Source organism: Citrobacter sp. CK195, assembly GCF_030333365.1.
Classification (GTDB): Bacteria; Pseudomonadota; Gammaproteobacteria; order Enterobacterales; family Enterobacteriaceae; genus Citrobacter_B; species Citrobacter_B koseri.
On record NZ_JAOWGB010000025.1, the window covers coordinates 284,681 to 307,479 of the forward strand.

Annotated in this window: 19 protein-coding genes and 1 tRNA gene; 10 read left to right on the top strand and 10 right to left on the bottom strand. The window is 48.7% G+C overall.

Annotated elements, in window-relative coordinates; genetic code table 11:
• Positions 1 to 14: 14 nt before the first annotated feature.
• From OGX93_RS15565 to evgA, 4 genes are all read right to left on the bottom strand, one after another.
• Positions 15 to 533, bottom strand: coding sequence for a fimbrial protein (locus OGX93_RS15565; protein ID WP_012135109.1), 519 nt, complete (start codon positions 531 to 533; stop codon positions 15 to 17).
• A gap of 72 nt (positions 534 to 605) precedes the next feature.
• Positions 606 to 1,178, bottom strand: coding sequence for a helix-turn-helix transcriptional regulator (locus OGX93_RS15570; protein ID WP_012135108.1), 573 nt, complete (start codon positions 1,176 to 1,178; stop codon positions 606 to 608).
• A gap of 456 nt (positions 1,179 to 1,634) precedes the next feature.
• Positions 1,635 to 4,793: a response regulator gene (locus tag OGX93_RS15575; protein WP_286449045.1), complete on the bottom strand. Its 3,159-nt coding sequence runs from the start codon at positions 4,791 to 4,793 to the stop codon at positions 1,635 to 1,637.
• Positions 4,794 to 4,816: 23 nt separating this feature from the next.
• Complete coding sequence (gene evgA, locus OGX93_RS15580; protein ID WP_441302675.1) at positions 4,817 to 5,440, bottom strand: acid-sensing system DNA-binding response regulator EvgA; 624 nt, start codon at positions 5,438 to 5,440, stop codon at positions 4,817 to 4,819.
• Positions 5,441 to 6,006: 566 nt separating this feature from the next.
• Between evgA and OGX93_RS15585 the strand changes: the two genes are divergently transcribed.
• From OGX93_RS15585 to OGX93_RS15610, 6 genes are all read left to right on the top strand, one after another.
• Entirely contained in the window at positions 6,007 to 6,660 is a 654-nt protein-coding gene (locus OGX93_RS15585) for a DUF3313 domain-containing protein (RefSeq protein WP_153259011.1), read from the top strand.
• A 155-nt stretch (positions 6,661 to 6,815) separates the two neighbouring features.
• Positions 6,816 to 7,172: a DUF3302 domain-containing protein gene (locus OGX93_RS15590; protein ID WP_071257857.1), complete on the top strand. Its 357-nt coding sequence runs from the start codon at positions 6,816 to 6,818 to the stop codon at positions 7,170 to 7,172.
• Between the two features lie 2 nt (positions 7,173 to 7,174).
• The gene (locus tag OGX93_RS15595; protein ID WP_230009919.1) at positions 7,175 to 8,311 is read left to right on the top strand and encodes an HlyD family secretion protein; all 1,137 of its coding nucleotides are present in this window, start codon (positions 7,175 to 7,177) and stop codon (positions 8,309 to 8,311) included.
• Between the two features lie 190 nt (positions 8,312 to 8,501).
• Positions 8,502 to 9,356: a helix-turn-helix domain-containing protein gene (locus OGX93_RS15600; protein WP_286449042.1), complete on the top strand. Its 855-nt coding sequence runs from the start codon at positions 8,502 to 8,504 to the stop codon at positions 9,354 to 9,356.
• A gap of 422 nt (positions 9,357 to 9,778) precedes the next feature.
• Complete coding sequence (locus OGX93_RS15605) at positions 9,779 to 12,475, top strand: autotransporter outer membrane beta-barrel domain-containing protein (RefSeq protein ID WP_286487814.1); 2,697 nt, start codon at positions 9,779 to 9,781, stop codon at positions 12,473 to 12,475.
• Between the two features lie 62 nt (positions 12,476 to 12,537).
• A complete protein-coding gene (locus OGX93_RS15610; RefSeq protein WP_286449037.1) occupies positions 12,538 to 13,032 on the top strand; it encodes a helix-turn-helix transcriptional regulator in 495 nt (164 codons plus the stop codon).
• A gap of 135 nt (positions 13,033 to 13,167) precedes the next feature.
• Here OGX93_RS15610 and OGX93_RS15615 read toward each other — a convergent pair.
• A tRNA-Phe gene (locus tag OGX93_RS15615) sits at positions 13,168 to 13,243 on the bottom strand.
• 105 nt (positions 13,244 to 13,348) lie between these two features.
• Positions 13,349 to 14,056 (bottom strand): DUF554 domain-containing protein, encoded by a 708-nt coding sequence (locus tag OGX93_RS15620; RefSeq protein WP_012135082.1) that lies wholly within the window; start codon positions 14,054 to 14,056, stop codon positions 13,349 to 13,351.
• 427 nt (positions 14,057 to 14,483) lie between these two features.
• Here OGX93_RS15620 and OGX93_RS15625 point away from each other — a divergent pair, with 427 nt between their 5' ends.
• A complete protein-coding gene (locus OGX93_RS15625; RefSeq protein ID WP_153259019.1) occupies positions 14,484 to 16,619 on the top strand; it encodes an ornithine decarboxylase in 2,136 nt (711 codons plus the stop codon).
• A 72-nt stretch (positions 16,620 to 16,691) separates the two neighbouring features.
• On the opposite strand, the gene OGX93_RS15630 is transcribed toward OGX93_RS15625, so the two are convergent.
• The 4 genes from OGX93_RS15630 to mutY all read right to left on the bottom strand — a co-directional run bounded on the left by OGX93_RS15630 (position 16,692) and on the right by mutY (position 20,696).
• Positions 16,692 to 17,948: a nucleoside permease gene (locus OGX93_RS15630; protein WP_275147571.1), complete on the bottom strand. Its 1,257-nt coding sequence runs from the start codon at positions 17,946 to 17,948 to the stop codon at positions 16,692 to 16,694.
• 211 nt (positions 17,949 to 18,159) lie between these two features.
• Positions 18,160 to 19,242 (bottom strand): membrane-bound lytic murein transglycosylase MltC, encoded by a 1,083-nt coding sequence (gene mltC / locus OGX93_RS15635; protein ID WP_110493834.1) that lies wholly within the window; start codon positions 19,240 to 19,242, stop codon positions 18,160 to 18,162.
• Between the two features lie 97 nt (positions 19,243 to 19,339).
• Positions 19,340 to 19,615, bottom strand: a complete 276-nt coding sequence (locus OGX93_RS15640; RefSeq protein WP_012135077.1) for an oxidative damage protection protein — start codon at positions 19,613 to 19,615, stop codon at positions 19,340 to 19,342.
• 28 nt (positions 19,616 to 19,643) lie between these two features.
• Positions 19,644 to 20,696: an A/G-specific adenine glycosylase gene (gene mutY, locus OGX93_RS15645; protein ID WP_286449034.1), complete on the bottom strand. Its 1,053-nt coding sequence runs from the start codon at positions 20,694 to 20,696 to the stop codon at positions 19,644 to 19,646.
• A 161-nt stretch (positions 20,697 to 20,857) separates the two neighbouring features.
• On the opposite strand from mutY, the gene trmB reads away from it, so the two are divergent.
• The 3 genes from trmB to OGX93_RS15660 are packed head-to-tail and all read left to right on the top strand — an operon-like array spanning position 20,858 to position 22,675.
• Positions 20,858 to 21,577, top strand: coding sequence for a tRNA (guanosine(46)-N7)-methyltransferase TrmB (trmB, locus tag OGX93_RS15650; RefSeq protein ID WP_024130937.1), 720 nt, complete (start codon positions 20,858 to 20,860; stop codon positions 21,575 to 21,577).
• The gene (locus OGX93_RS15655) at positions 21,577 to 21,903 is read left to right on the top strand and encodes a YggL family protein (protein WP_012135074.1); all 327 of its coding nucleotides are present in this window, start codon (positions 21,577 to 21,579) and stop codon (positions 21,901 to 21,903) included. The genes trmB and OGX93_RS15655 overlap by 1 nt, the downstream gene beginning before the upstream one ends.
• A 52-nt stretch (positions 21,904 to 21,955) precedes the next feature.
• On the top strand, positions 21,956 to 22,675 hold the full coding sequence (locus OGX93_RS15660; RefSeq protein ID WP_012135073.1) for a YggN family protein: 720 nt from the start codon (positions 21,956 to 21,958) through the stop codon (positions 22,673 to 22,675).
• The last annotated feature ends 124 nt before the right edge of the window (positions 22,676 to 22,799 follow it).

Sequence of the window (22,799 nt, forward strand, 5' to 3'; positions counted from 1 at the left end):
GAAGGGCCCTGCTTTTACTGGTAAATAACGGTAAACGCGGTTGAAGAGTTTGCCGTACCCGCGCCAACAGCGCCGGTTGCCATATATTTGGCAAAGTAAGTCAGTGTGTTATCAACATCTTCTTCCAGCGCTACGCTGGAGGATGCGGAACCCACAGGGATCAGCGTTGAGTTGTCCTGCTCATAAATCGCGACACCAACATTCGACGCTGTCTGCCCATTGCTCAGTGCTAAAATAGAAGGGTTAATCGTGTCGGTGATGCCATCAAAACGAATACTGGCGTTGGAAATGCTGGCCGGGCAGGATTTCAGCACAATATTAAAACGCTTTGCCGCCGCCGTTGCTCCGCTACCGCCTGAGAATGCGGTTGTCGCGACAGTCCCCAGGTTGACAGGCTGCGCAATCGCAGAGGTATCCACCACACAGGCCGTACCGGTGATGCTGCCAGTAAAACTAATTACGCCGTCAGCAGCATTTGCCGCCTGAAATACAGAGAGCGATAAAATCGCGGAAATCAGTGCAATCTTTTTCATATAAGATCCAGTTAGTTAAGTTAATATTTAAGAAATAATATACTGATAATTTAAATGTTAATTAATAATGTGCTAATTCCCTCCAGTGAAATACTTATCTGACGAATGACATTGTCTGATTAACGAAATACTGTGTTCGCAGGTGTCCTGCTTATAACTTTCTACTCGTGCGATAGTTCGGTACAAAGATATACGATTGCCGACCTGAAGTTTAAAAACCAAACTGCGCCGGTGGGCATAGAATGTCTTAACCGTCATACCTAATTGTTTACCAATCTCATTCGCATCAAGCCCTTTTTGCATACATGAGAGCACTTCGCTTTCTCGCATTGAAAGCGTGTACTTCACCCGATAAATATATCGGGAATCATTGACAAACAGGCAGGACAGAATTTCATTAAGTCGGCTTCGCTTATCAACAAACGTAATACTCCGTAGATGTTTTAATGCATAGTAGTCAAGATCATTGCTTATAAACGCAATAATCTTCCTGTCTGCAAAAAAATGCTCTTTAACCTGCAGGAGGTTTGTTGTCTCAACATCTACTATGTAGTAATTTTCATCAATCAACTCCGATGTTAACAGCGTACTGATACCGACGATAAAAAAATAATCATCAGAAAAAACGGAGTTTGACAAATCCATAAAACTTCCCTTTTTGGCATGCCCTCTTTGGTTATTTAACGCCAGAAATTCACCTCATGTTTCTTTGTGAAATTTACAGAAAATAAAATCAGATGACACCACAAAAATAATGGATTTCGAATATAATCATAAAAACGATCGTTTCTTCTATTTGTTCCCTTTCAAAAGAACAACGATCCAGTTATTGCCGTCTTTATTGAAATAAAAAACTATTTATGTGCCATAAAGATGAAATTTAACACTATCACTATTGATAGGTGTGGTTTAATGGTTTGATGTCATTTGATAGTTGAAACTTGAAATGACGGTAAAAATGGATTTTTCTTAGGAAATATCCCAGGTTTAATTAACGAAATATATTCCGTCAGAACAAGGCTAATTTTACCTGGTTAACAACGGGACAACATCAGCGGCACCTTATTTTTCTGTCAGGCGCCGCCTACGCGTGTAGGAAGGTTATGGAATGAATGTTGCGATAGCCTGATCTAATTCATCAAGTAAGGCGTCGATGCGATCAAGGTCTGTGGCAAGGTCTGCGGCGGAAATGGCGTCAGGTAGTTTATCTTCCAGCGACTGCGCTACCTTCATCAATGCCTTAACGCCCAGCAGTTGGGCAGTCCCGTTAATGCGATGAATATGGCGCTTCACGGTCAGATAATCTTCAGTATGCGCCGCTTGTCGGGCGGCGATTAAATCACGGCGGTTCTCCTGCTGTGCATCTTTTAACGCTGTAAGCATGAGCGCCCGGTTGCCTTGCGCCAGCATACCCAGCATTTCGATATCAAACATCGTATTGGCTGTCTCACACATTCCTGAAAGGAAGTGCGAGATTTGCGATAACGTAATCGGCTTGAAAATACAGGCATTCATGCCTGCCGCAAGACAGCGTTCGCGTTCATGTTCTTGCGCTGAGGCGGTCAACCCCCAGATGGTGAGGTCGCGATTAAATTTCCGTACCTGACGGGTAAGTTCAATGCCGTCCATTGTGGGCATATTGAGGTCGGTAATAAGCAAATCATAATGCTGTTGCTGAAGGTGTCGTAAGGCCTCTTCGCCGTTTTCGGCTTCATCCGCAACAATACCTGACGTTGCAAGCTGGCGTTTCAGGAGCAGTCGACTGGAGGGATGATCGTCAACGATTAATACCCGCAGCGTCCCCTGAATAACGGGAGGGGGCGGGGGCGCGTCAATAGATACCGGCGTGATATCACGCGAGGTTTGCACGGGCAGGTTCAGCGTCAGGGTGGTTCCACGGTTTATTTCGCTTTGCAGCGCGATGGTTCCCCCCATTTGCGTCATCAATGCCCGGCTGATCGCTAATCCCAGGCCCGAACCGCGATGATGCTTACCCGCTTTCCCCTGACTAAAGGCGGTGAATAAACGGTTCTGTTCTTCAGTGCTAATACCCGGACCGGAGTCGCTCACCGAGAGCGCCAGCATCGCGTTGGACTTTGTCGCCGAAATCCTGACATGCCCTTGCTGCGTAAATTTAACCGCGTTGCCAATGAGGTTGGTGAGTACCTGCCCCAGTAACTGGGGGTCCAGATGCATCGCCTCTTGCGGGTCCAGCCGCGAGTCATAACGCAGGTCGATCCCTTTTTGGGCCGCCAGTGCGCTAAACAGCGTCATTTTTTCTTTTATCAGAGCATCAACATTTACCCACTGCGGAACGGTGTCTAAGAGTCCTGATTCAATCTTTTCCAGATCGAGGATCTCGCCAATCAGTTTTAACAATGATCGCGAGGCCTGGGCGGCCTGATCCACCGATGCTTTGTCCTCAGGGCTGAAGCGAGCGGGGGAGAGCTGCAAGAGTTCCAGAAATCCCATAATTGCACTGACCGGCGTTCGGATCTCGTGGCTCATATGGGAAAGAAATTCCCGCTTCTCTTCATTGGCTTGCTGTGCCTTGTTTCGTTCCGCTTCCAGTAAGCGTTGAGAACGCTTCCTTTGGCGGACTTCCCGCGACAGGTAAACGGCCCACAGCAAGCTGCTCACCACCAGCAACGTCGCCAGTATCGCCACCAGATAAAACGGTCTGTTATACAACTCCCAGGTATCAATTTTGACGTCCGGCAGGCGTATCCATTTACTGACAATCTGGAAAATCTCTTTTTGCGGAATATCATCCAGGGCTTTGTCCAGGATCTGCCGAAGTTCCGGTTCGGAACGGGGAACGGCAAAACTGATTGCCGCCGGCGCTTCACCGGGAATCGGGAGCCAGGCGAGCTGATCGGGATAATAATGCTCGCTCATATAGCGGGCCGTCAGCTGATTTGAAATGGCCGCGTCCACCTTTCCCGTCGCCACGAGATTCAAGGCTACGCTGGAGTTTTCCACCTCTTTCCATTGGATGCCGGGGTGTTGGGCTTTAAGCTTTGCCAGTAACGCGTGGTCGGCGCCGATCGCCACACTCATCCCCGCCCGTAGCGTGGTCTCCTGCGTATTCTCTTTTCTGACAACGGTGACGAATTGGGTGGTAATAAAGGGATGGGTAAAGGAGAGCGCGTTTTCACGGCTCAAGTCGTAGGTTGCGGCCTGCACAATATGCCAGTTGTTTTTCTTCATTTCAGAAACCATTTCTTCATTCGATTTGACGACAATGGTTTCAAACTGCATACCGGTTTGCAGACCGATCAGATTCAGGATATCCCCCACCACGCCCCGCGTTTCCTGGTTACTGTCGACCATAGTGTAAGGCGCAAACCACGGGTTAATGATGACACGCAGTGTGTTATGACTTTTCAGCCACTGTTTCTCTCGGTTGGTCAGGTTAAGCGGCTCTAACAGAAAGGACAGATTGCCTTTATCGATCATTGACTGGGCTATTTGCCCATGTACATTTTCATCGATGGCGCTGAGCGTGTTATTCATAATTGTCAGCAGACGTTCCTGCGTTGGCAAAAATAAAAAAGCGCTTTTTTTCTGTGGTTCAGGCCAGTATTTCACCGTCGTCAACGCGAGGCTAAATTCCTGCGATAGCCAGGTGCTGGTTGTCAGTGAGTCGCCAACAAACCAGGCGTTTTGCCCATGCGCGACGGAGCTGAGCGCTTCCTGATAGGTGGGGTAATTAATGATCTCTGCGTTAGGAAATGACTGCTGAATAAACCCCTCATCAGGATAGTGATTCACAGTAGCGACACGGGTGCTTTGCGCACTCTGCAAGGGAACCATGACATTGGCTAACGACGTCACTAAATTTGGCCAGGAATGTACCAGCGGCTGCGAGGACAGAATGCCTTCTTCGGTGAAAGGGCGACTCTCCAGACCGGTCAATACCATATCGACTTCGCCCGCTTTCAGCGCATGAATTGCCGATACCTGATTTTTCCAGGCTGTCACGCTGATGTGGGTGTTGAGTGAATGCTGAATCAGCGCAAGATAATCGGCATTCATCCCACGGTAACGTCCTGTGAGCGTGGTCTGCACGAGGGGCGATTGCTCTGGTTGATAAACCGCAACCTTAAGCGTTTTTTTCTGCTTCAGCCAGCGCTTGTCATCCTCACTCAGATAAACAGGAACCGGCGTAATGTAATTGTAGCCCGACAACTCCAGCTCAACGGGTAGCTCATCCTGGGCATGAACGCCACGCCCGGTAATCGATAAAACTATGAGCACGAATATGGGCCATTTATTCATCATCAGGTCAGCTTATTTTGGTGGGCAAATGAGAGCAGTTCAATTAGTGATTTGCAGCCTAACTTTTCCATTAACCGTGTTTTATAGGTGCTGACCGTTTTGCTGCTGATATGCATTGCATCGCCAATTTGTGAATTATCAAGACCATTAAGCATATAGCCCATCACCTTCATCTCCTGTGCCGAGAGGGATTCCAGGCGTTGTGCATCGGTTAACGCAACTGAGGGGGCTTCAAGGAAAAAAGGAAAATAGCTATAACCATTTTGCGCTGCGTTAATGGCGGCCAGAATGTTTTCCATATCCTGTTTTTTACTGATGAAAGCGTTAGCGCCCACCTGAGCGCAACGTTTGCTGTAGTAACGATCGTTTTTCGCGGACACGACGATCAGCACGCCGGTGAACTGTCGTGCTCTGAGCTTTTCTACCAGTTCAACGCCATTCACTCCGGGGAGCTCGACATCCACGACAACAATATCCGCAGCCGTTTTTGTTAACGCTTCCAGCGCAGTCGTCCCGTCTTCATATTCGTTGATTACAGTAATGCGCTGTTTCTCCAGCACTCCACGGATAGCCAGACGCGCGAGGGGATGATCATCCACGATAATTGCAGTGCGTAACTTACTCATATTCATCCTGAAAGTTGTCATTCTGAATACAATATATACTAACGATAATAGCCTAAACGAGACGGGAGATGGATTTATATCGCGATGACTCAGGTGGTCATTGGCTACCAGACATACTGCTGTGATCGACGGGTCGGTAGCGGATCTGGGGCTCTGCCGGGCGTTGGTGCAGCCACATCTGCAATGGATGCGCTGTCAAAAGATGAGTAGATGAATTTGATTTATCCGGCATTAAGCCGGGATATGGCTACCAGGGGATATCGGGAGTTATTATTCTCCAGCTATCAGATATTCCCTGATGTTGAAAAGTTCGATTTTACATTTTCAACTTTTTTGTATGGGAATTTGTGGTATGAAAACATCTGTGTATATTAATTTATTTCATTTAAATCAATGTGATACATGATTTTAAAGGCTCAGGGCTGTGTGTCTGTGTCCCAAAAAAGTAATTATGTTATGTAACTTTATATATTATTATTTATGCCTGTTTTCTATTCTTCTTTTATTTGTTCAATCAGTCTGAACCGGGAAGCACACAACACAGGATTATTTTCATGGAGGTTATAATGAGTATGAAATATGTTGCTACCATCATAGTGGTAACATCATTACTAACTGGTTGTGCAAATGACAGAGTAAAACCAGAGCAATATTCAGGGTTCCTGAAGGATTATTCATCCTTGAAACCAGCCGTTTCTACTACCGGTGTGCCAGTTATGCGCTGGATCGATTCTCATGCTCATCTGGAAAATTATTCCAAAATTATTTATGAACCTGTTGTCTATTATCCTGAGCCTCGCTCATCAACTCAGGTAGGTGAAGCTGTTCTACAGGGGATTCTGGATTACACTAATCAGAGTATGAAAACAGCTGCCGCAAAGCGCTTTATGCTGGTTGATAAACCAGGCCCTGGCACCTTGATCTTCAGAGGGGCAATTACTGCTGTTGATACCAGTAATATGGGATTACAGTTTTATGAGGTAATCCCGATAGCGATGGTGCTGGCAGGAACACAGGTAATTAGCGGATACAGGACTCAGGAAACCAGACTCTACTTTGAAGGTGAATTGATTGATTCACAAAGTGGAAATGCCGTAGCTAAAGTGCTGAGAAAGGGGCAGGGTAAAGATCTTCCGAACAGTAACCAGTTACTTACAGTTGATGATTTGAAAGCGGTGATTGATAAAATGGCTTCCGATGCAGCTGTTTTCAACCTGTAATTTTGGGTTCTATTGTAGACAAGAACAGGGCTACGGCCCTAGATATTTCATTTCATTGTAGCGCCATCATAAGTACTTTAGCTATAAACTGAGAATCCATTTATTTGAAATAATGTAGTTAATTACATTTTTAAAATATAATTCAGTGAGGGTGTATGTTCCTGAACTATTTCTCTTTAGGAATGCTGTTTTTTGTATTCCTGATAATTTTTTATGGGGTCATCATGATTCATGATATTCCTTATATTATTGCAAAAAAACGTAATCATCCTCATGCTGACGCGATCCATACAGCTGGCTGGGTTAGCTTGTTTACACTGCATATCATCTGGCCTTTTTTGTGGATCTGGGCCACGCTCTATCAACCAGAACGTGGGTGGGGCATGCAGGCGAATGCCGCTCAGTCTGAAAGAAATCCTGATATAGACGCATTAACAAAACGTATTGCAGATCTGGAGACATTGGTAAATAAAACACATAACAAAATAGATAAAGAATCACCGGAGATTTAATTGTGGATTTGCTTATTATACTGACCTATATTGCACTGGCATGGACAGTTTTTAAATTATTCAGGATACCAGTAAATCAGTGGACACTTTCGTCAGCGGCTCTGGGCGGTATAGGGCTGGTTAGTGGGCTTATTTTATTAATGAACTATAACCATCCCTATACATTTACTGCCCAAAAAGCAGTGATTTCTGTTCCTGTGATCCCTCAGGTTACGGGAAGAGTAATTGAAGTCATTGACAAACCAAATCAACTAATTAAAAAAGGAGAAGTACTTTTTAAAATTGAGCCTGATAAATATCAGTCTCGCGTCGAGCGTTTACAGGCAGATTTAGTCACGGCCATCCATAATGTTGAGGTACTAAAGGCCCAGTTGTCTGAAGCTCAGGAAAATACCATACGAGTCTCAGTTGAACGCGACCGTCTTTATAAAGATTATCAACGCTATGTGAAGGGGAGCCAGGCTAAGGTAAATCCCTTTTCTGAAAGAGATATAGACAATGCCCGACAAAGTTATCTGTCTCAGGATGCAGTAGTAAAAGCTTCTGTTGCCGAACAGGCTCAGATTCAGAGTCAACTGGACAGTAAGGTAAATGGCGAACAGTCCCAGATTGTTAGTCTGAGAGCGCAACTTGCTGAAGCGAAATATAATCTTGCACAAACAATCGTCCGGGCCCCTGGAAATGGATACGTCACTCAGTTGTTGATTCAGCCCGGCACATATGCGTCTTCATTACCGCTTCGTCCCGTGATGGTCTTCATCCCGGAACAGAAACGACAGGTTGTAGCGCAGTTTCGTCAGAACTCATTGTTGCGTCTAAAACCTGGTGACGAAGCTGAAGTCGTGTTTAACGCCCTGCCAGGAAAAGTGTTTGAAGGGAAATTAATGAGTATTCTTCCTGTTGTGCCGGGAGGGGCTTACCAGGCCGAGGGCACACTACAGGCACTAACCGTTACACCGGCAATGGATGGGGTGATGGTAACTATTGAACTTGAACATAATGAATATATTGATGTGTTACCCGACGGTGTTTCTGCGCAGGTAGCTGCATATTCGGAACATTTCTCGCATGTTTCCGTATTACGTAAGGTGCTTTTGCGTATGACAAGCTGGATGCATTATATTTATCTTGATCATTAATATTAATCAGCGAACGCAACCGGATGTAATTACTATGTTTGGTTGCATTGCCATCCTTGTTTTCTAACTTGAGAGATCTGTTTCTGGGCTAATGAACTCTGTTATCGGGAACCAATATAATGAAAATCAAAATGGAGATTAGTGAACTATACTAATAATTACGCCACCTCATTGCCTGATGGGAGGTATTATGAATGTAAATTATTTAATACATGTGCATGCATTGTTGCAGTGGATCGAAGATCACCTTTCCGAAGAGTTAACGATAGAACTGCTTAGTCAAAAATCCGGGTATAGCAGTAGTTACTTACAAAAAATATTTAAAGATACTACCGGTGATTCATTATCAAAATATGTTCGTGGTCGACGGATGTTTAAGGCTGGTGTATTTCTGTGTTTTACCAGAGCTAGTATTGGATATGTTTCTGAGGTTTTAAAGTTTAATTCAATAAGTGCCTTTTCACGTTCTTTTAAAAATACTTTTGGGGTTTCTCCCCAGGATTTCAGGAGAAAAGGAGTTTTAAATGTCAGCAACACGATTGCAAAGGCCGAAGTGTTTAAGATTCCATGTGAAATTAAAACTATCAGTATGATTGATAATGCCAGTATCAGATTATACGGTCAGTATTTTAACTATAGTGTAGATGCTATTGATTTTGATAAACCTCACTTCAATCAGCGGAAGCGTTTTAGGAAAAAGTTCTTTCAACATCTGGGATATACACCCGAGCATTATTATGCCACTTCCCAATATTCACCCTCATGGCGAAGCGAGAGAGAAATAGATATAAAATATTTTGTTGGATTAGCAGAACAACCTGATGGTATTGCTGGACTGGAGAATGCTGAATTTTGCTTACACTCAAATAAAATAGCCTGTTTTTATGCAGAGGGAATGTTTGTTAACCCTTTCTATATAGCGTTGTCAGCTAACATGAAAAGTATGTCGGAATTATTCACCGGATGGAACTGTAATTGGGATCTGGAATGTTTTTTAACTCATAACAGATTTACTGAATATCGCTATATTATTCCTGTATCCTGATATTAATAAACTGGCTTGATACTTTACCACAGTGCTTTGTATCTGGTTCATGCCAGCTTTACACATAAATAGACTACTTTACGAAATATCACAGGAGTAATAGGGCGGAAATTTAACAGTCATGTCCAGCATCTCCGCAATCTTTGTTGCGACCCAGAGATATCAAGGGATTTATTGTTTTAATCAACAGCAGGTTAGCTAATGGAGTTGTAACTGTTCTTAATAACTAAGAAGTGAAAATGTCAAGTGTTGCTGCAATTAAATCCAACAATTGTGTGAGATTATAATATTATTGCTACAGATTATATGAGACATGTTTTCATTTATGATTTAGCTGTCGTTGCAGTAATTATCTGTAATTTTTTTTCGGATTGATGACTATCAAGCAATAGTCGTCTCTTTTGTCTGGAGTGAGAGTAATTGTGAAAAAGAAGTATCTGAGTTGTGCTGTCTCTTTTGTGTTGTCTGTAGGAGCAGAAGCTGCTCCTGTCTATTGGACAGGAAATACCAGTGACTGGTCAGATAGCCAAAACTGGGATATCGGAATATTGCCTGGCGAAAATGATGAGGTATATATAGATGGTCCTAATGGACACTTTCCAATAATTACTGATGATATCTCAGTCAGTAGTATTGATAATAACTATCACCTTGCCGTTAATGATGCGAAGCTCGTCGTCGCCAACACGCTTCGCGTAGGCATTGCCGAACCGGACCTTGGAGGGGAGAGCTTGACAGGAAGACTCTCCCTTTTAAATGCAACAGTCGATGCCTCTGAAATTACAGTTGGCGGCGGGAGTACGGAATATACTGGATTTCTTAACGCAGTATCTTCAGAAATTAATACAAAAAATCTGTTAATTGGTTATCTGTATGGTAACGGTCATGGCACTCTTAGTGAGTCCAGTCTGTCGACTGAGGCGATCCTTGTGGGTACCAATCGGGGGACAGGGCAGCTGGATATCCGAAATTCTGAGGTCAGTACCACTTATTTATATATTGGTTACACGATGGGGCAAGGGGTTGTTAATGTTGACAACTCGAGAGTCAATATTTTTGGGCCGGGGACAATAGCGATAGTCGGTGAGCGGGCAGGAGGTGATGGGGTACTTAATATTACTAATGGTGGTATTGTTACATCTTTTCGTCTTTTGTCAGGCGTCTTAGGGGGGCATGGTGAAATAAATGTTTCTGGTCAAAACTCTTCCCTGAGTACTAACTCCCTGACTCTTGCTCAATCTGGATCGGCAATAATGACTGTTTCAGATGGTGGTGAGATAAATACTACCAGTGAGTTTTTGATTGCGGATCAGCAAGGCAGTAACGGTGTGTTGAATATAGGTAACAACAGCGCCCCAGGTTACGTTAACTCCAGAGTTATTAAGTTTGGCAATGGAGCTGGTATGATCAATTTCTCACATACCAGCGATGATTATAAATTTCTTTCCCAGATTACAGGTGACGGGACGGTAAATATCTGGAGTGGTTCGACGACTTTACAGGGTGGTAATGACTACACAGGAAACACTAATCTTCATGGTGGGTATTTACGCGCTGGTAGTGATAACGCATTTAGTGCTGGTTCTGATTTTAACATCGGTAAAGATGGTGTTCTCGATCTAAATGGTTATGCTCAAACGGTGGGTACTGTCTATCACGATGGTACCATTTACATGAATGAAGCCGCTTCATCTGCTGGCACTACGTTGACTGTCGATGGTGATTATCATGGTCAGGGAGGAACTCTGGTCTTTAATTCTCAGCTGGCAGGCGATGCTTCTATTACAGATAGTATGCATATCACAGGTGATACAGACGGTAGCAGCTACGTAACAGTAAATAATCTGGGTGGGCAAGGCGCTCAAACTGTCGAAGGCATTGAGATTATTCGCGTTGATGGTAATTCAGATGGTCAATTTGTCCAGCGCGGTCGTATTGTTGCCGGCGCTTATGATTATAACCTTGTGCAGGGCGGCAATGGAGGTAACAGTAATAACTGGTACCTGACCAGCAGCACAGAACCTGTGGATCCAACAGAGCCGGTTGACCCGACAGAACCCGTGGATCCAACAGAGCCGGTTGATCCGACAGAACCTGTGGGCCCAATAGGGCCGGTTGATCCGACAGAACCACCGTCACCACCTGTATTCCCGAATACCAGCATCTCCCGCCCGGAAGCCGGTAGTTACATGACCAACCTCGCAGCGGCAAATGAGATGTTCATGACCAGGCTTGAGGACCGTGGCGGTGACCGCATGTACACCGATCCGTTCACTGGTGAAAAGAAGCTGACCAGTATGTGGATACGTACGGAAGGGCGACACCTTGACAGCCGGGACAGCAGCGGTCAACTCAATACGGACGAGAATCGCTATGTCATCCAGATGGGCGGTGATATTGCCAGCGGCACCTACACCGGCACGGACATCTGGCGGGCTGGTTTGATGGCCGGCTACGGCAGCAGCCACAGTACCACGGACTCCTCCCTGACGGGTTATCGCTCAGAAGGAAACGTCAGCGGCTACAGCGTTGGGCTATACGGAACATGGTTCAGGAATGCGGATCAGCGTACTGGCGCGTATATCGACACATGGCTGCAATATGCGTGGTATGACAACGAAGTGCAGGGAAAAGGACTTGCGAAAGAGAAGTATGACTCGGATGGCCTGCTGGCCTCAGTTGAGGGCGGATATACATTCCATCTGTGGGGAGATAAACATAATGATGTCTTCATCCAGCCACAGGCACAGGTGGTGTGGAGCGGGGTGACGATGGATGAGCACCGTGAAACTAACGGAACTCGAGTAGCTGGTAAGGGTGAAAATAATACGCAGTCCCGGTTGGGCGTGAAGGCCTTTATGGAGCATCGCTCCGGTAAGGAGAGCGTCTGGAAACCTTACCTGGCAGCGAACTGGCTGCATAACAGTGAGAAAAGCGGGGTCAGAATGGATGACGTGACGCTGTACGACGAGGGCCGTAAGGACATTGGAGAAGCTAAGCTGGGTGTTGAAGCCAGCCTGATAGAGAAGCTGAGCGTACAGGTTGGTGTGAGTTCCCGCTTCGGCATCGATAATTACCGTGACACGGGTGGCGGTATTAGCGTGCGCTATGAGTTTTAACTTTCGTGCGCCGTATCAGTAAAGGCCCCATAGGGGGCCTTCAGCCTATAGGTTTTTTCAATATGATAACAACGCCATTAGATCAATTCGCGCTGTCAGCCTTAAATGAACTGGTTAAATCCATTATTCCTGCAACAGAACAAAGAAGAATGTTATTTGTGCAAGATATTGATTTGATCACTGCATGTTACTGCCGACAGTTATCTGATGATGTTGTGATTATACCACTTAGTTCGTGGGGAACATCTTCCTGTGGAACTATATCGTTGCAGGATAATACTTCAGATATTCGTGAGGCGTTAAAATGTACGCTACAAAGAAAATCTGATGAAACATGTCGATACTGCCAGCTCATCAGTGAATTAACATTAAGGGAACTCGGTATCATTCGGTTGATGAAATATTCTGACAGCATGCCAGGAGTTCGTCTAATGACAAGAATAAGCAGAAAAACGGTATATACCCATCAATCGAATATTAGAAAAAAGGCAGGTTTCAAAACAAGGAGCCAGTTTCTGGCATGGTGCAAAGCTGTCTCCGGGTCGCTAACAATTTGAATCGACCAATGCAAACGCTGTTGTCGCTGTCAGAGGCAACGGCGGTGTTCATGTGAACATGGGGAAGACAGTTATGAGCCAAAGGAAGAGGAATAGCAAAAACGGACCTCCGTGGAGGTCCGTTGATATGAATTTTGGTGCCCGGACTCGGAATCGAACCAAGGACACGGGGATTTTCAATCCCCTGCTCTACCGACTGAGCTATCCGGGCAACGGGGCGCATTAAAACCGATTCGCTTCGTTTCGTCAACGAAATTTCTTCAAATCCATGCAGACTGCACAATCTATCACCAGATTGTTGGTATTGCACGCATTTTCAGGCAAAAAACGCGGTCCACGCGGCGGAAAGCGGCATCGCCAGGAGCAGGGCGGGGAGCATATTGACCACCGCAAACATCTTGATTCCGCAAATACGTAGACCGGTCGCCAGCAGCAGTAATCCGCCTACGGCACTAAAATCTGCCATCATCGCCGGGGTGGTGAGCGGTAAAATTAAGGCCGCGCAGGTGGCGAGCAATAGCTGGATAACCAACATAGGGGCGGAAATAACGGCGACGGCGACTCCCAGCGAGCAGGCGAAGATCATGGCCGTGAAGAAATCGAGAAACGATTTTGCGATGAGAATGCTCGGGTCGCCGGTCATGCCTTCATGCATCGCGCCGAAAATGCCGGTTCCGCTGGCGCAAAAAAGAACAATAATGGCGACATAGTTCTGAATAAAGGTGTCGTGGACGGCTTTCTTCCCCGGTTTCTTAATCAGTTGCTGCGCTTTCGTCACCGCCGTGTTGATGCCTTTTTCCAGGTAACAAAACTCGCCGATAAGCGCGCCGATGATTGTCGCCAGAACCATCACCGGAAGGTTGGCGCATTTTATGACCAGTAAAATACCGATCCCCAGCGATGCCAGCCCGAAAATAGAGGTCATTGAGACACGAATCCGTTCCGGTAAACGCTGGCTGAGAAGCGCGCCAAGCACGCCTCCAGCTAAAACGGCGCTGGCGTTAATAAAAGGCCCGATTACCACAGTCGCTCCTGCTATTTGTTTTATCTGATTGCATTATTATGCCCCGAATATCACGTATTATGCGCGTTTGTCGATGGCGCGTATGTCCGGGATTTGATCTTGCGCCCCCAGGGGAAAGGTGCCATGATTGCGCGAATTTTCTCCTGTTTGTACGGGGCAGCCTGGGATGACCATATTACCCTTACATCGCCTTCAACTTCGCCTTTCTGCGCGACGATTGCCCCTTTCTTTGATCTCCCTTCATTCTCTCACCATGCGGTGAGGGCAGCGCACGCTCACTGCGGGACAACAGTAAGATCAGAGGCTGTCTGCTTTTACTGATGTCTGGCGGTCGGAGCTGGTGACCAGTTTGACCCAACATTTCGTGGGGCAGGGTAATGTTACTTTGCCCGGGACTTCTATTCTCCCGAAACGGGTTTTTGCGCTTATGAAATCAATGAATATTGCCGCCAGTGGTGAACTGGTCTCCCGCCTGTCTACCCACCGCCATGTGGTGGCGCTGGACGGCACTGACTTTACTGATGTCGCGGCAGTCGTCATTACCGTTGCGGATAGTCGCAGCGGCATCCTGGCATTGCTTAAACGCACCGGTTTTCAGTTGCCGGTGTTTATTCTCTCTGACGATCATGTTGATGCGCCTGCCGGTGTTGAGGCGGTGATAAACGGCAACGCGCAGGACTGGCTGGAACTGGAATCGGCCGCCTGCCGTTATGAAGAGAATCTGCTGCCGCCGTTTTATGACACGCTGACCCAGTATGTCGATATGGGTAACAGCACCTTTGCCTGCCCGGGCCATCAGCATGGTGAGTTTTTCAGAAAACACCCGGCCGGTCGGCATTTTTATGACTTCTTCGGCGAAAACCTCTTTCGGGCGGATATGTGCAACGCCGACGTAAAGCTGGGGGATCTGCTCATTCATGAGGGATCGGCCAAGCATGCGCAGAAGTTTGCGGCGAAAGTCTTTCATGCGGATAAAACGTATTTCGTGCTGAATGGCACCTCGGCGGCGAATAAGGTTGTGACCAACGCGCTGCTGACGCGCGGCGATCTGGTGCTGTTCGATCGTAACAACCATAAATCAAACCACCACGGGGCGTTGATTCAGGCGGGCGCCACGCCGGTCTATCTCGAAGCCGCGCGCAACCCGTTTGGTTTTATCGGCGGCATTGATGAGCACTGTTTTGACGAGGCATACCTGCGTGAGCAGATCCGCGAGGTCGCCCCGCAGAAAGCCGATCGGCCGCGCCCGTTTCGTCTGGCCGTCATTCAACTGGGGACGTATGACGGCACGATCTACAACGCCCGTCAGGTCATCGACAAAATCGGCAGTCTGTGTGATTACATCCTGTTTGACTCCGCCTGGGTCGGGTATGAGCAATTTATTCCGATGATGGCGGACGGCTCGCCGCTGCTGCTGGAGCTGAACGAAAACGATCCGGGAATTTTTGTTACGCAGTCGGTACACAAGCAGCAGGCTGGTTTCTCGCAAACCTCGCAGATTCACAAAAAGGACAACCACATTCGCGGTCAGGCGCGTTTTTGCCCGCACAAGCGCCTGAATAACGCCTTTATGCTGCATGCTTCCACCAGTCCGTTCTACCCGTTGTTTGCTGCGCTGGATGTCAATGCCAAAATCCATGAAGGGGAGAGCGGTCGCCGCCTGTGGGCAGAGTGCGTGGCGCTGGGCATCGAGGCGCGCAAGGCGATACTCGCCCGCTGCAAACTGCTTCAGCCATTCATTCCGCCGCTTGTGGACGGTAAACCGTGGCAGGATCATCCAACGGAACTGATTGCCAGCGATCGACGCTTCTTCAGCTTTGAACCCGGGGCGAAATGGCATGGCTTTGCAGGCTATGCGGAGGATCAGTATTTTGTCGATCCGTGCAAACTGCTGCTGACCACGCCGGGCATTGATGCTGAAACCGGGCGCTATACCGACTTTGGTATCCCGGCCACCATTCTGGCGCACTATCTGCGTGAGAACGGCATCGTGCCGGAAAAATGCGATCTCAACTCGATTTTGTTCCTGCTGACGCCTGCCGAAAGCGAAGCCAAAATGGCGCAATTGGTGGCGATGTTGGCCCAGTTCGAACAACATATCGAAGACGACACGCCGCTGGCGGATGTGCTGCCGACCATCTTTAACAAATATCCGGTACGTTACCGCGACTACACCCTGCGCCAGTTATGCCAGGAGATGCACGATCTGTACGTCAGTTTTGACGTGAAAGATCTGCAAAAAGCGATGTTCCGCAAAGAGAGCCTGCCTGCGGTGGCGATGAATCCGCAGGATGCCAATAGCGCTTTTATTCGCGGCGATGTTGAGTTAGTGCGTATTCGTGACGCTGAAGGGCGTATCGCGGCAGAAGGCGCGCTGCCATATCCACCGGGCGTGCTGTGCGTCGTGCCGGGCGAAGTGTGGGGCGGGGCGGTGCAGCGCTACTTCCTGGCGCTGGAAGAGGGCGTCAATTTGCTGCCCGGTTTCTCGCCTGAGTTGCAGGGAGTTTACAGCGAGACTGATGCCGATGGGATTAAACGGCTGTATGGCTATGTGCTGAAATAAGTTCGCGTTATCCGGCCTACGGGGCGACTCCCTTGTAGGCCGGATAAGCATTAGCGCCATCCGGCGTAAAGATTAGTGCGCGATAGTCTGCGCGCCTGTCGGAACGCGAACGTGTTTGTATTTAAACAGTGCCACGAACGCAAAGGCCAGAACCAGAGAGTAGCCTGCGAAAATCAGCCACACGGTCTGCCAGTCGGTAATGCCGTTCAGGGTGTAGTGTTCCACCACTTTACCGCTCACGACGCCGCCAAGGATACAACCGAAGCCGTTAGTCATCATCAGGAACATGCCCTGCGCACTGGCGCGGATTTCAGGGCGTACCTCTTTTTCCACAAACACCGAACCGGAGATGTTGAAGAAGTCGAAGGCGCAGCCGTAAACAATCATCGACAGAACCAGCAGCACGGTACCGAACGGCGTTGGGTCGCCATAAGCGAACAGGCCAAAGCGCAGCATCCAGGCCACAATACTGATCAGCATGACGTTCTTAATACCGTAACGGCTTAAGAAAAACGGAATGGTCAGGATGAACAGTGTCTCGGAAATCTGCGAAATCGACATCATGACCGAGGCATGCTGCACGATAAAGCTGCTGGCGAACAGCGGATCTTTATCAAAGCTGTGCAGGAAGGTGTTACCGAACATATTGGTAATTTGCAGCTCGGCGCCCAGCATCATGGAGAAGATAAAGAAAATCGCCATGCGTTTGTTTTTGAACAGCGCGAAAGCATCCAGCCCCAGCATTGAAGTCCAGCTCTGGTTCTTCTGCTGTCTGGCAACCGGAATGTGCGGCAGCGTAAGCGTAAACAGTACCAGAATGACGGAAAGCGCCGCGCCGATGTACAGCTGCATATGGCTCAGTTCAAAGCCAGAGAAGCTTACGCCCCACATCGCCATAATAAAGCCGATGGTGCCCCAGATACGAATAGGCGGGAAGTCGGTGACGATGTCCATCCCTGCGGATTGCAGGCGGTAGTAGGAGATGGTGTTGATCAACCCTAACGTTGGCATATAGGCCAGCGAGTTAAGCAAGATCACAAAGAACATGGCGCCTGGCGTGGTCACTTCGGCAGCCATGAACAATGTTGCAGCGCCAACGACGTGGCAAATGGCGTATACCCATTTCGCACTCAACCATTTGTCGGCCACAATCCCTAACAGCGTGGGCATAAAGACAGCGGCAATCCCCAGCGAGCTATACACAGCACCGATGGATGCACCGTCGAATTTAAGGGTGACAAACATATATGAGCCGAGGGTGGTAAGCCAGCTTCCCCACAGGCAGAACTGCAGAAAGGAGAGGACTTTCAGCTGCAGCTTAAGATTCATGTTAATTTCCTCACACCATATAGCGGATGGATGTTTTAAAAGGCACATTTGCCGTTGCAATATGATGTGATTCTATCAATGAGGAAAGGGTATTTTTTGTTACCTGTGACAAATATTTGCAAACAATTTCTAATTGCAAAGCAAAAGAGTGATGGAGTTAACACTTTTCGGCCTTCCCGCCCCAGTGCGATCGGGGGCGGGAACGGCGAGATTACTTCCGACGGTAGGATTTCTGGGTGGCATTGACCTTATACAGATAGCGACGCGATTCCGCAGAAGGATGTCGCGTGGTTAATGTCTGGTACACATCGCCCGGGGACATACTGTTGATAATGTTTGCCGCCTGAACCTTATCGTTAGAGAAAACGCGCAGCACGCTGCCTGCACCGCCGTTATAGGCGGTGATCACCGCGTAACGACGCGACGTCGGATTATCAATGCCGCCTAAATAGACATTGTTGAGCATCGCCAGATAAGCGGTGCCGGTATCAATGTTGCTGGCAGGATCGAACAGGAAACTGCGGTCTGGCGTGCCCGATTTCCCCTGTGAACGGAATACGTCTTTCCCGGCGGTGTGCTGTACTACCTGCATCAGCCCCAGCGCGTCGGAACGGCTGACCGCATACGGGTTGAAAGAGGACTCGGTTTGCATAATCGCCAGAATCAGCGACTCATCGACGCCGTATTTGCGGGCGGCCTGGCGAACCATGCCAACATATTTATGCGCACGTTTATCCAGGTGGTTCGGCACCAGATTGATCGTCACGCTGTAGATGATGCGCAGACCATTACTGCGACTCTTAAGACGCGTTTTCAGCAGATAGTCAGCGAAGTTGGTTGCGCGTCCCTCCCAGCGAATGGGTTGCCCGGTATTATCGACCACCTGACCATACAGGAACGGCTCTCTGGAGATCTGAATATCATCGACGTCGGAGTAGAGGTCGACCGAACCGGGATCGTCGCCCATTAACAGCGTCTTGATGATCGCGCGACGCAGGTGCGCGGCGGGCTCTGTTCCGGCAATGGTTTCGACGGTGATCGTACCGTCGTCAAAGTTGATGTGGCTGCGGGTCTGATACTGGTCAGTGTACTTCACGTAGTCCTTCGGACCCGCGATCAACACTTCCTTGAACCCCCACAGATTCTCAATGTTATGGGCAAACTGCCCCATCAGAATATCAAAACCGTTGGTATCCTTGACCCAGGCTTCGTTATAGGTATCGCCTTTTTTGGTCGAACTGGAGCAGGAGATGAGCAACGGCGCAACAAGAGCAAGCGCGAAAAATTTTTTCATCATTCCGGGAGTGCGTGTTGTGTTTGTTGTTGTATCGTTTTGCCGGATGGCGGTGCAAGCACCTTATCCGGCCTACGAGATTGCCAGCAATAGATGCTTATTTTTTCTCTTCCGGCGTATAGCCTTCAATATGCACGTCTTTCCCTTCAAACAGGAAGTTGATCATCTCTTGTTCCAGCAGTTTGCGGTGCTCGACGTTCATCATGTTGAGTTTCTTTTCGTTGATCAGCATGGTTTGCTTATGCTGCCACTGCGCCCACGCTTCTTTAGAGATCTCGTTGTAGATGCGTTTCCCCAGTTCGCCCGGGTACAGCTGAAAATCCTGGCCTTCCGCTTCACGTTGCAGGAAAGTACAAAAAATGGTTCTGCTCATAAAAAATCCTCTTTATCGACCGGGGTACTCAAACCGGCGCGCCGGTACGTAACTGCTGTAACAAACGCTCCACGGGGGCCGCCAGTCCGACCGACGGCGGTTGCGCTAAGTTATACCAGAGCGCGTTGCCTTCATCCATGCACACGGTGAATGAAGACACGGGAAGCCACATAGGCACAATATCTAAGTGGAAATGGCTAAACGTGTGGCGAAAAGCATTAAGTTGACTGAGATTATCGGCCTGAATATGCCGTTGCGCCAGCCACTGACGCAAGCCACCTTCATCCTCAAACTGAGGAAAACAGTATAATCCGCCCCATAAGCCGCTCGGCGGACGCTGCGCCAGAAACACCTCGTCATTATGCTGCAACAGCAAAAAATAGCCTGTACGCTCCGGCAGCGTCTGTTTTGGCTTCTTGCCGGGGTACAGCGACCAGCTCTCGTTCGCGGCGGCAACGCAGCCATTCTGGAGCGGGCACAGCGAACATTTCGGCCTGGAGCGCGTACACACCATAGCGCCTAAATCCATCATCGCCTGGTTAAAGCGCGCCACGCCGTTGGCAGGCGTAACCTGTTCGCTCAGATCCCACAGCCGTTTCTCAACCTCTTTCTTCCCCGGCCAGCCGCTGACAGCATAGCAGCGTGCCAGCACGCGTTTAACGTTGCCGTCGAGAATCGGAAAATGTTTATCCAAAGAGAGCGAGAGAACCGCGCCGGCGGTGGAGCGGCCTACGCCAGGCAGGGCGGTGACCTCGTCGAACGTTTCCGGGAACCGGCCGCCGTGCAGCGTCGCCACCTGTTGCGCCGCCTTATGCAGATTGCGCGCGCGGGCGTAGTAGCCGAGGCCCGTCCACAAATGCAGAACCTCATCCAGCGGCGCGTTGGCTAAATCTGTCACCGTTGGAAAGTGCGACATAAAACGTTCGAAATAGGGGATAACTGTCGCAACCTGCGTCTGTTGCAACATTACTTCCGAGAGCCATACTTTGTAGGGCGTCTTGTCAATTTGCCAGGGCAGGGTTTTCCGCCCGTATTTATCGTACCAGCCCAAAACCTGAGCCGAAAATTGAGACGCTTGCATGGTCATCGCTTTAAAATTGCTGGGGGCAAGATTGCAGCACAGAGGCAACGAGGTGTAAACCGGAACTTTCCTGTGATCACTCTCTTCCTTTACTTGCATCCGGCAACTAACTTTGGATAATGCCCGTTTTCGGAACTCAATCACAAGCAGACTTAACTTTTATGAAGAACGACGTCATTTCACCGGAATTTGATGAAAACGGCCGCCCGTTGCGCCGAATTCGTAGCTTTGTTCGTCGCCAGGGGCGACTGACGAAAGGGCAGGAACACGCGCTGGAAAACTACTGGCCGGTGATGGGCGTTGAATTCAGCGAAGAACCGGTGGATTTCGCCACGCTGTTTGGCCGCGACGCGCCGGTTACGCTTGAGATTGGTTTTGGTATGGGCGCCTCGCTGGTGGCGATGGCGAAAGCCCGCCCGGAACAAAATTTCCTCGGTATTGAAGTGCATTCGCCTGGCGTTGGCGCATGTCTGGCGTCTGCGCACGAAGAAGGCGTCGGGAACCTGCGTGTGATGTGTCATGACGCGGTTGAAGTGCTGCATAAAATGATTCCTGACAATTCTTTATCGATGGTTCAGCTCTTTTTCCCTGACCCGTGGCATAAAGCGCGTCATAATAAACGCCGTATCGTTCAGGTTCCGTTTGCCGAACTGGTGAAAAGCAAACTGAAGTTGGGCGGTGTGTTCCATATGGCGACCGACTGGGAAGCCTATGCGGAGCATATGCTGGAAGTGATGTCCTCCATCGACGGGTATAAAAACCTGTCAGAGAGTAACGATTATGTACCGCGCCCGGAATCGCGCCCGGTAACCAAATTTGAACAACGTGGTCATCGTCTTGGCCACGGCGTATGGGACTTAATGTTCGAGAGGGTGAAATAATGGCAAAGAACCGTAGTCGTCGTCTGCGTAAAAAAATGCATATCGACGAATTCCAGGAATTAGGGTTTTCGGTTGCATGGCGTTTCCCGGAAGGCACTTCTGAAGAGCAGGTTGATAAAATTGTCGATGACTTTATCAATGACGTTATTGAGCCAAATAAACTGGCGTTTGACGGCAGCGGTTATCTGTCCTGGGAAGGGCTGATCTGCATGCAGGAAATCGGCAAATGCACCGAAGAACATCAGGCGATTGTGCGTAAGTGGCTGGAAGAACACAAACTTGAAGACGTGCGCACCAGCGAACTTTTCGACGTTTGGTGGGACTAATAAAGCATACGGGGCCAGCATTTGCTGGCCCGATTTGTCTTGAGGGAAAGTTATGATGCGCAAAACGCTGCTGGCGGCAGTTCTTTCGTTGACGGCGATGGCCGCACACGCGGATTATCAATGCAGCGTCACTCCGCGTGACGATGTGATTCTTAGCCCGCAAACGGTTCAGGTAAAAGGCGAAAACGGCAACCTGGTGATCGCGCCGGACGGCAACGTGATGTTTAACGGCAAACAGTACACCCTTAGCGCCGCGCAGCGCGAACAGGCGAAAGATTACCAGGCGGAATTGCGCAGCGCGCTGCCGTGGATCGATGAGGGCGCCAGAAGCCGCGTCGAGAAAGGCCGCGTGGCGCTGGATAAAATCATCGCGCAGGAAGTGGGCGAAAGCAGCAATATGCGTGGTCGATTGACCAAACTTGATGCGCAACTGAAAGAGCAGATGAACCGCATCATTGAGCATCGTACTGACGGCCTGACCTTCCACTACAAGGCGATTGATCAGGTGCGCGCCGACGGCCAGCAGCTGGTGAATCAGGCGATGGGCGGCATTTTGCAGGACAGCATTAACGAAATGGGCGCGAAAGCGGTGCTTAAAGGCGGCGGTAATCCGTTGCAGGGCGTGCTGGGTAGCCTCGGCGGTCTGCAAACGTCGATTCAGAACGAATGGAAGAATCAGGAAAAAGACTTCCAGCAGTTCGGCAAAGATGTGTGCAGTCGCGTTGTGACGCTGGAAGACAGCCGCAAAGCGCTGGTGAGCAGCCTGAAATAAAACTCTTGTCTATGGCACAGCGCCTGCTGTGCCGTTTTATGTTGTCATATCCCGCCGTTTTGATATCCATCTCTAAAAACCACAAACGTAAAAAGATATTTATCTGGTTAATTGGAAGACGTCA

Bases quoted from the DNA above. Each gene is read 5' to 3' on its own strand.
- OGX93_RS15565 (WP_012135109.1), bottom strand. From the start codon at position 533: ATGAAAAAGATTGCACTGATTTCCGCGATTTTATCGCTCTCTGTATTT.
- trmB (WP_024130937.1), top strand. From the start codon at position 20,858: ATGAAGAACGACGTCATTTCACCGGAATTTGATGAAAACGGCCGCCCG.
- OGX93_RS15570 (WP_012135108.1), bottom strand. From the start codon at position 1,178: ATGGATTTGTCAAACTCCGTTTTTTCTGATGATTATTTTTTTATCGTC.
- OGX93_RS15660 (WP_012135073.1), top strand. From the start codon at position 21,956: ATGATGCGCAAAACGCTGCTGGCGGCAGTTCTTTCGTTGACGGCGATG.
- OGX93_RS15640 (WP_012135077.1), bottom strand. From the start codon at position 19,615: ATGAGCAGAACCATTTTTTGTACTTTCCTGCAACGTGAAGCGGAAGGC.
- OGX93_RS15610 (WP_286449037.1), top strand. From the start codon at position 12,538: ATGATAACAACGCCATTAGATCAATTCGCGCTGTCAGCCTTAAATGAA.
- evgA (WP_441302675.1), bottom strand. From the start codon at position 5,440: ATGAGTAAGTTACGCACTGCAATTATCGTGGATGATCATCCCCTCGCG.
- mltC (WP_110493834.1), bottom strand. From the start codon at position 19,242: ATGAAAAAATTTTTCGCGCTTGCTCTTGTTGCGCCGTTGCTCATCTCC.
- OGX93_RS15600 (WP_286449042.1), top strand. From the start codon at position 8,502: ATGAATGTAAATTATTTAATACATGTGCATGCATTGTTGCAGTGGATC.
- OGX93_RS15655 (WP_012135074.1), top strand. From the start codon at position 21,577: ATGGCAAAGAACCGTAGTCGTCGTCTGCGTAAAAAAATGCATATCGAC.
- OGX93_RS15625 (WP_153259019.1), top strand. From the start codon at position 14,484: ATGAAATCAATGAATATTGCCGCCAGTGGTGAACTGGTCTCCCGCCTG.
- OGX93_RS15590 (WP_071257857.1), top strand. From the start codon at position 6,816: ATGTTCCTGAACTATTTCTCTTTAGGAATGCTGTTTTTTGTATTCCTG.
- mutY (WP_286449034.1), bottom strand. From the start codon at position 20,696: ATGCAAGCGTCTCAATTTTCGGCTCAGGTTTTGGGCTGGTACGATAAA.
- OGX93_RS15630 (WP_275147571.1), bottom strand. From the start codon at position 17,948: ATGAATCTTAAGCTGCAGCTGAAAGTCCTCTCCTTTCTGCAGTTCTGC.
- OGX93_RS15585 (WP_153259011.1), top strand. From the start codon at position 6,007: ATGAGTATGAAATATGTTGCTACCATCATAGTGGTAACATCATTACTA.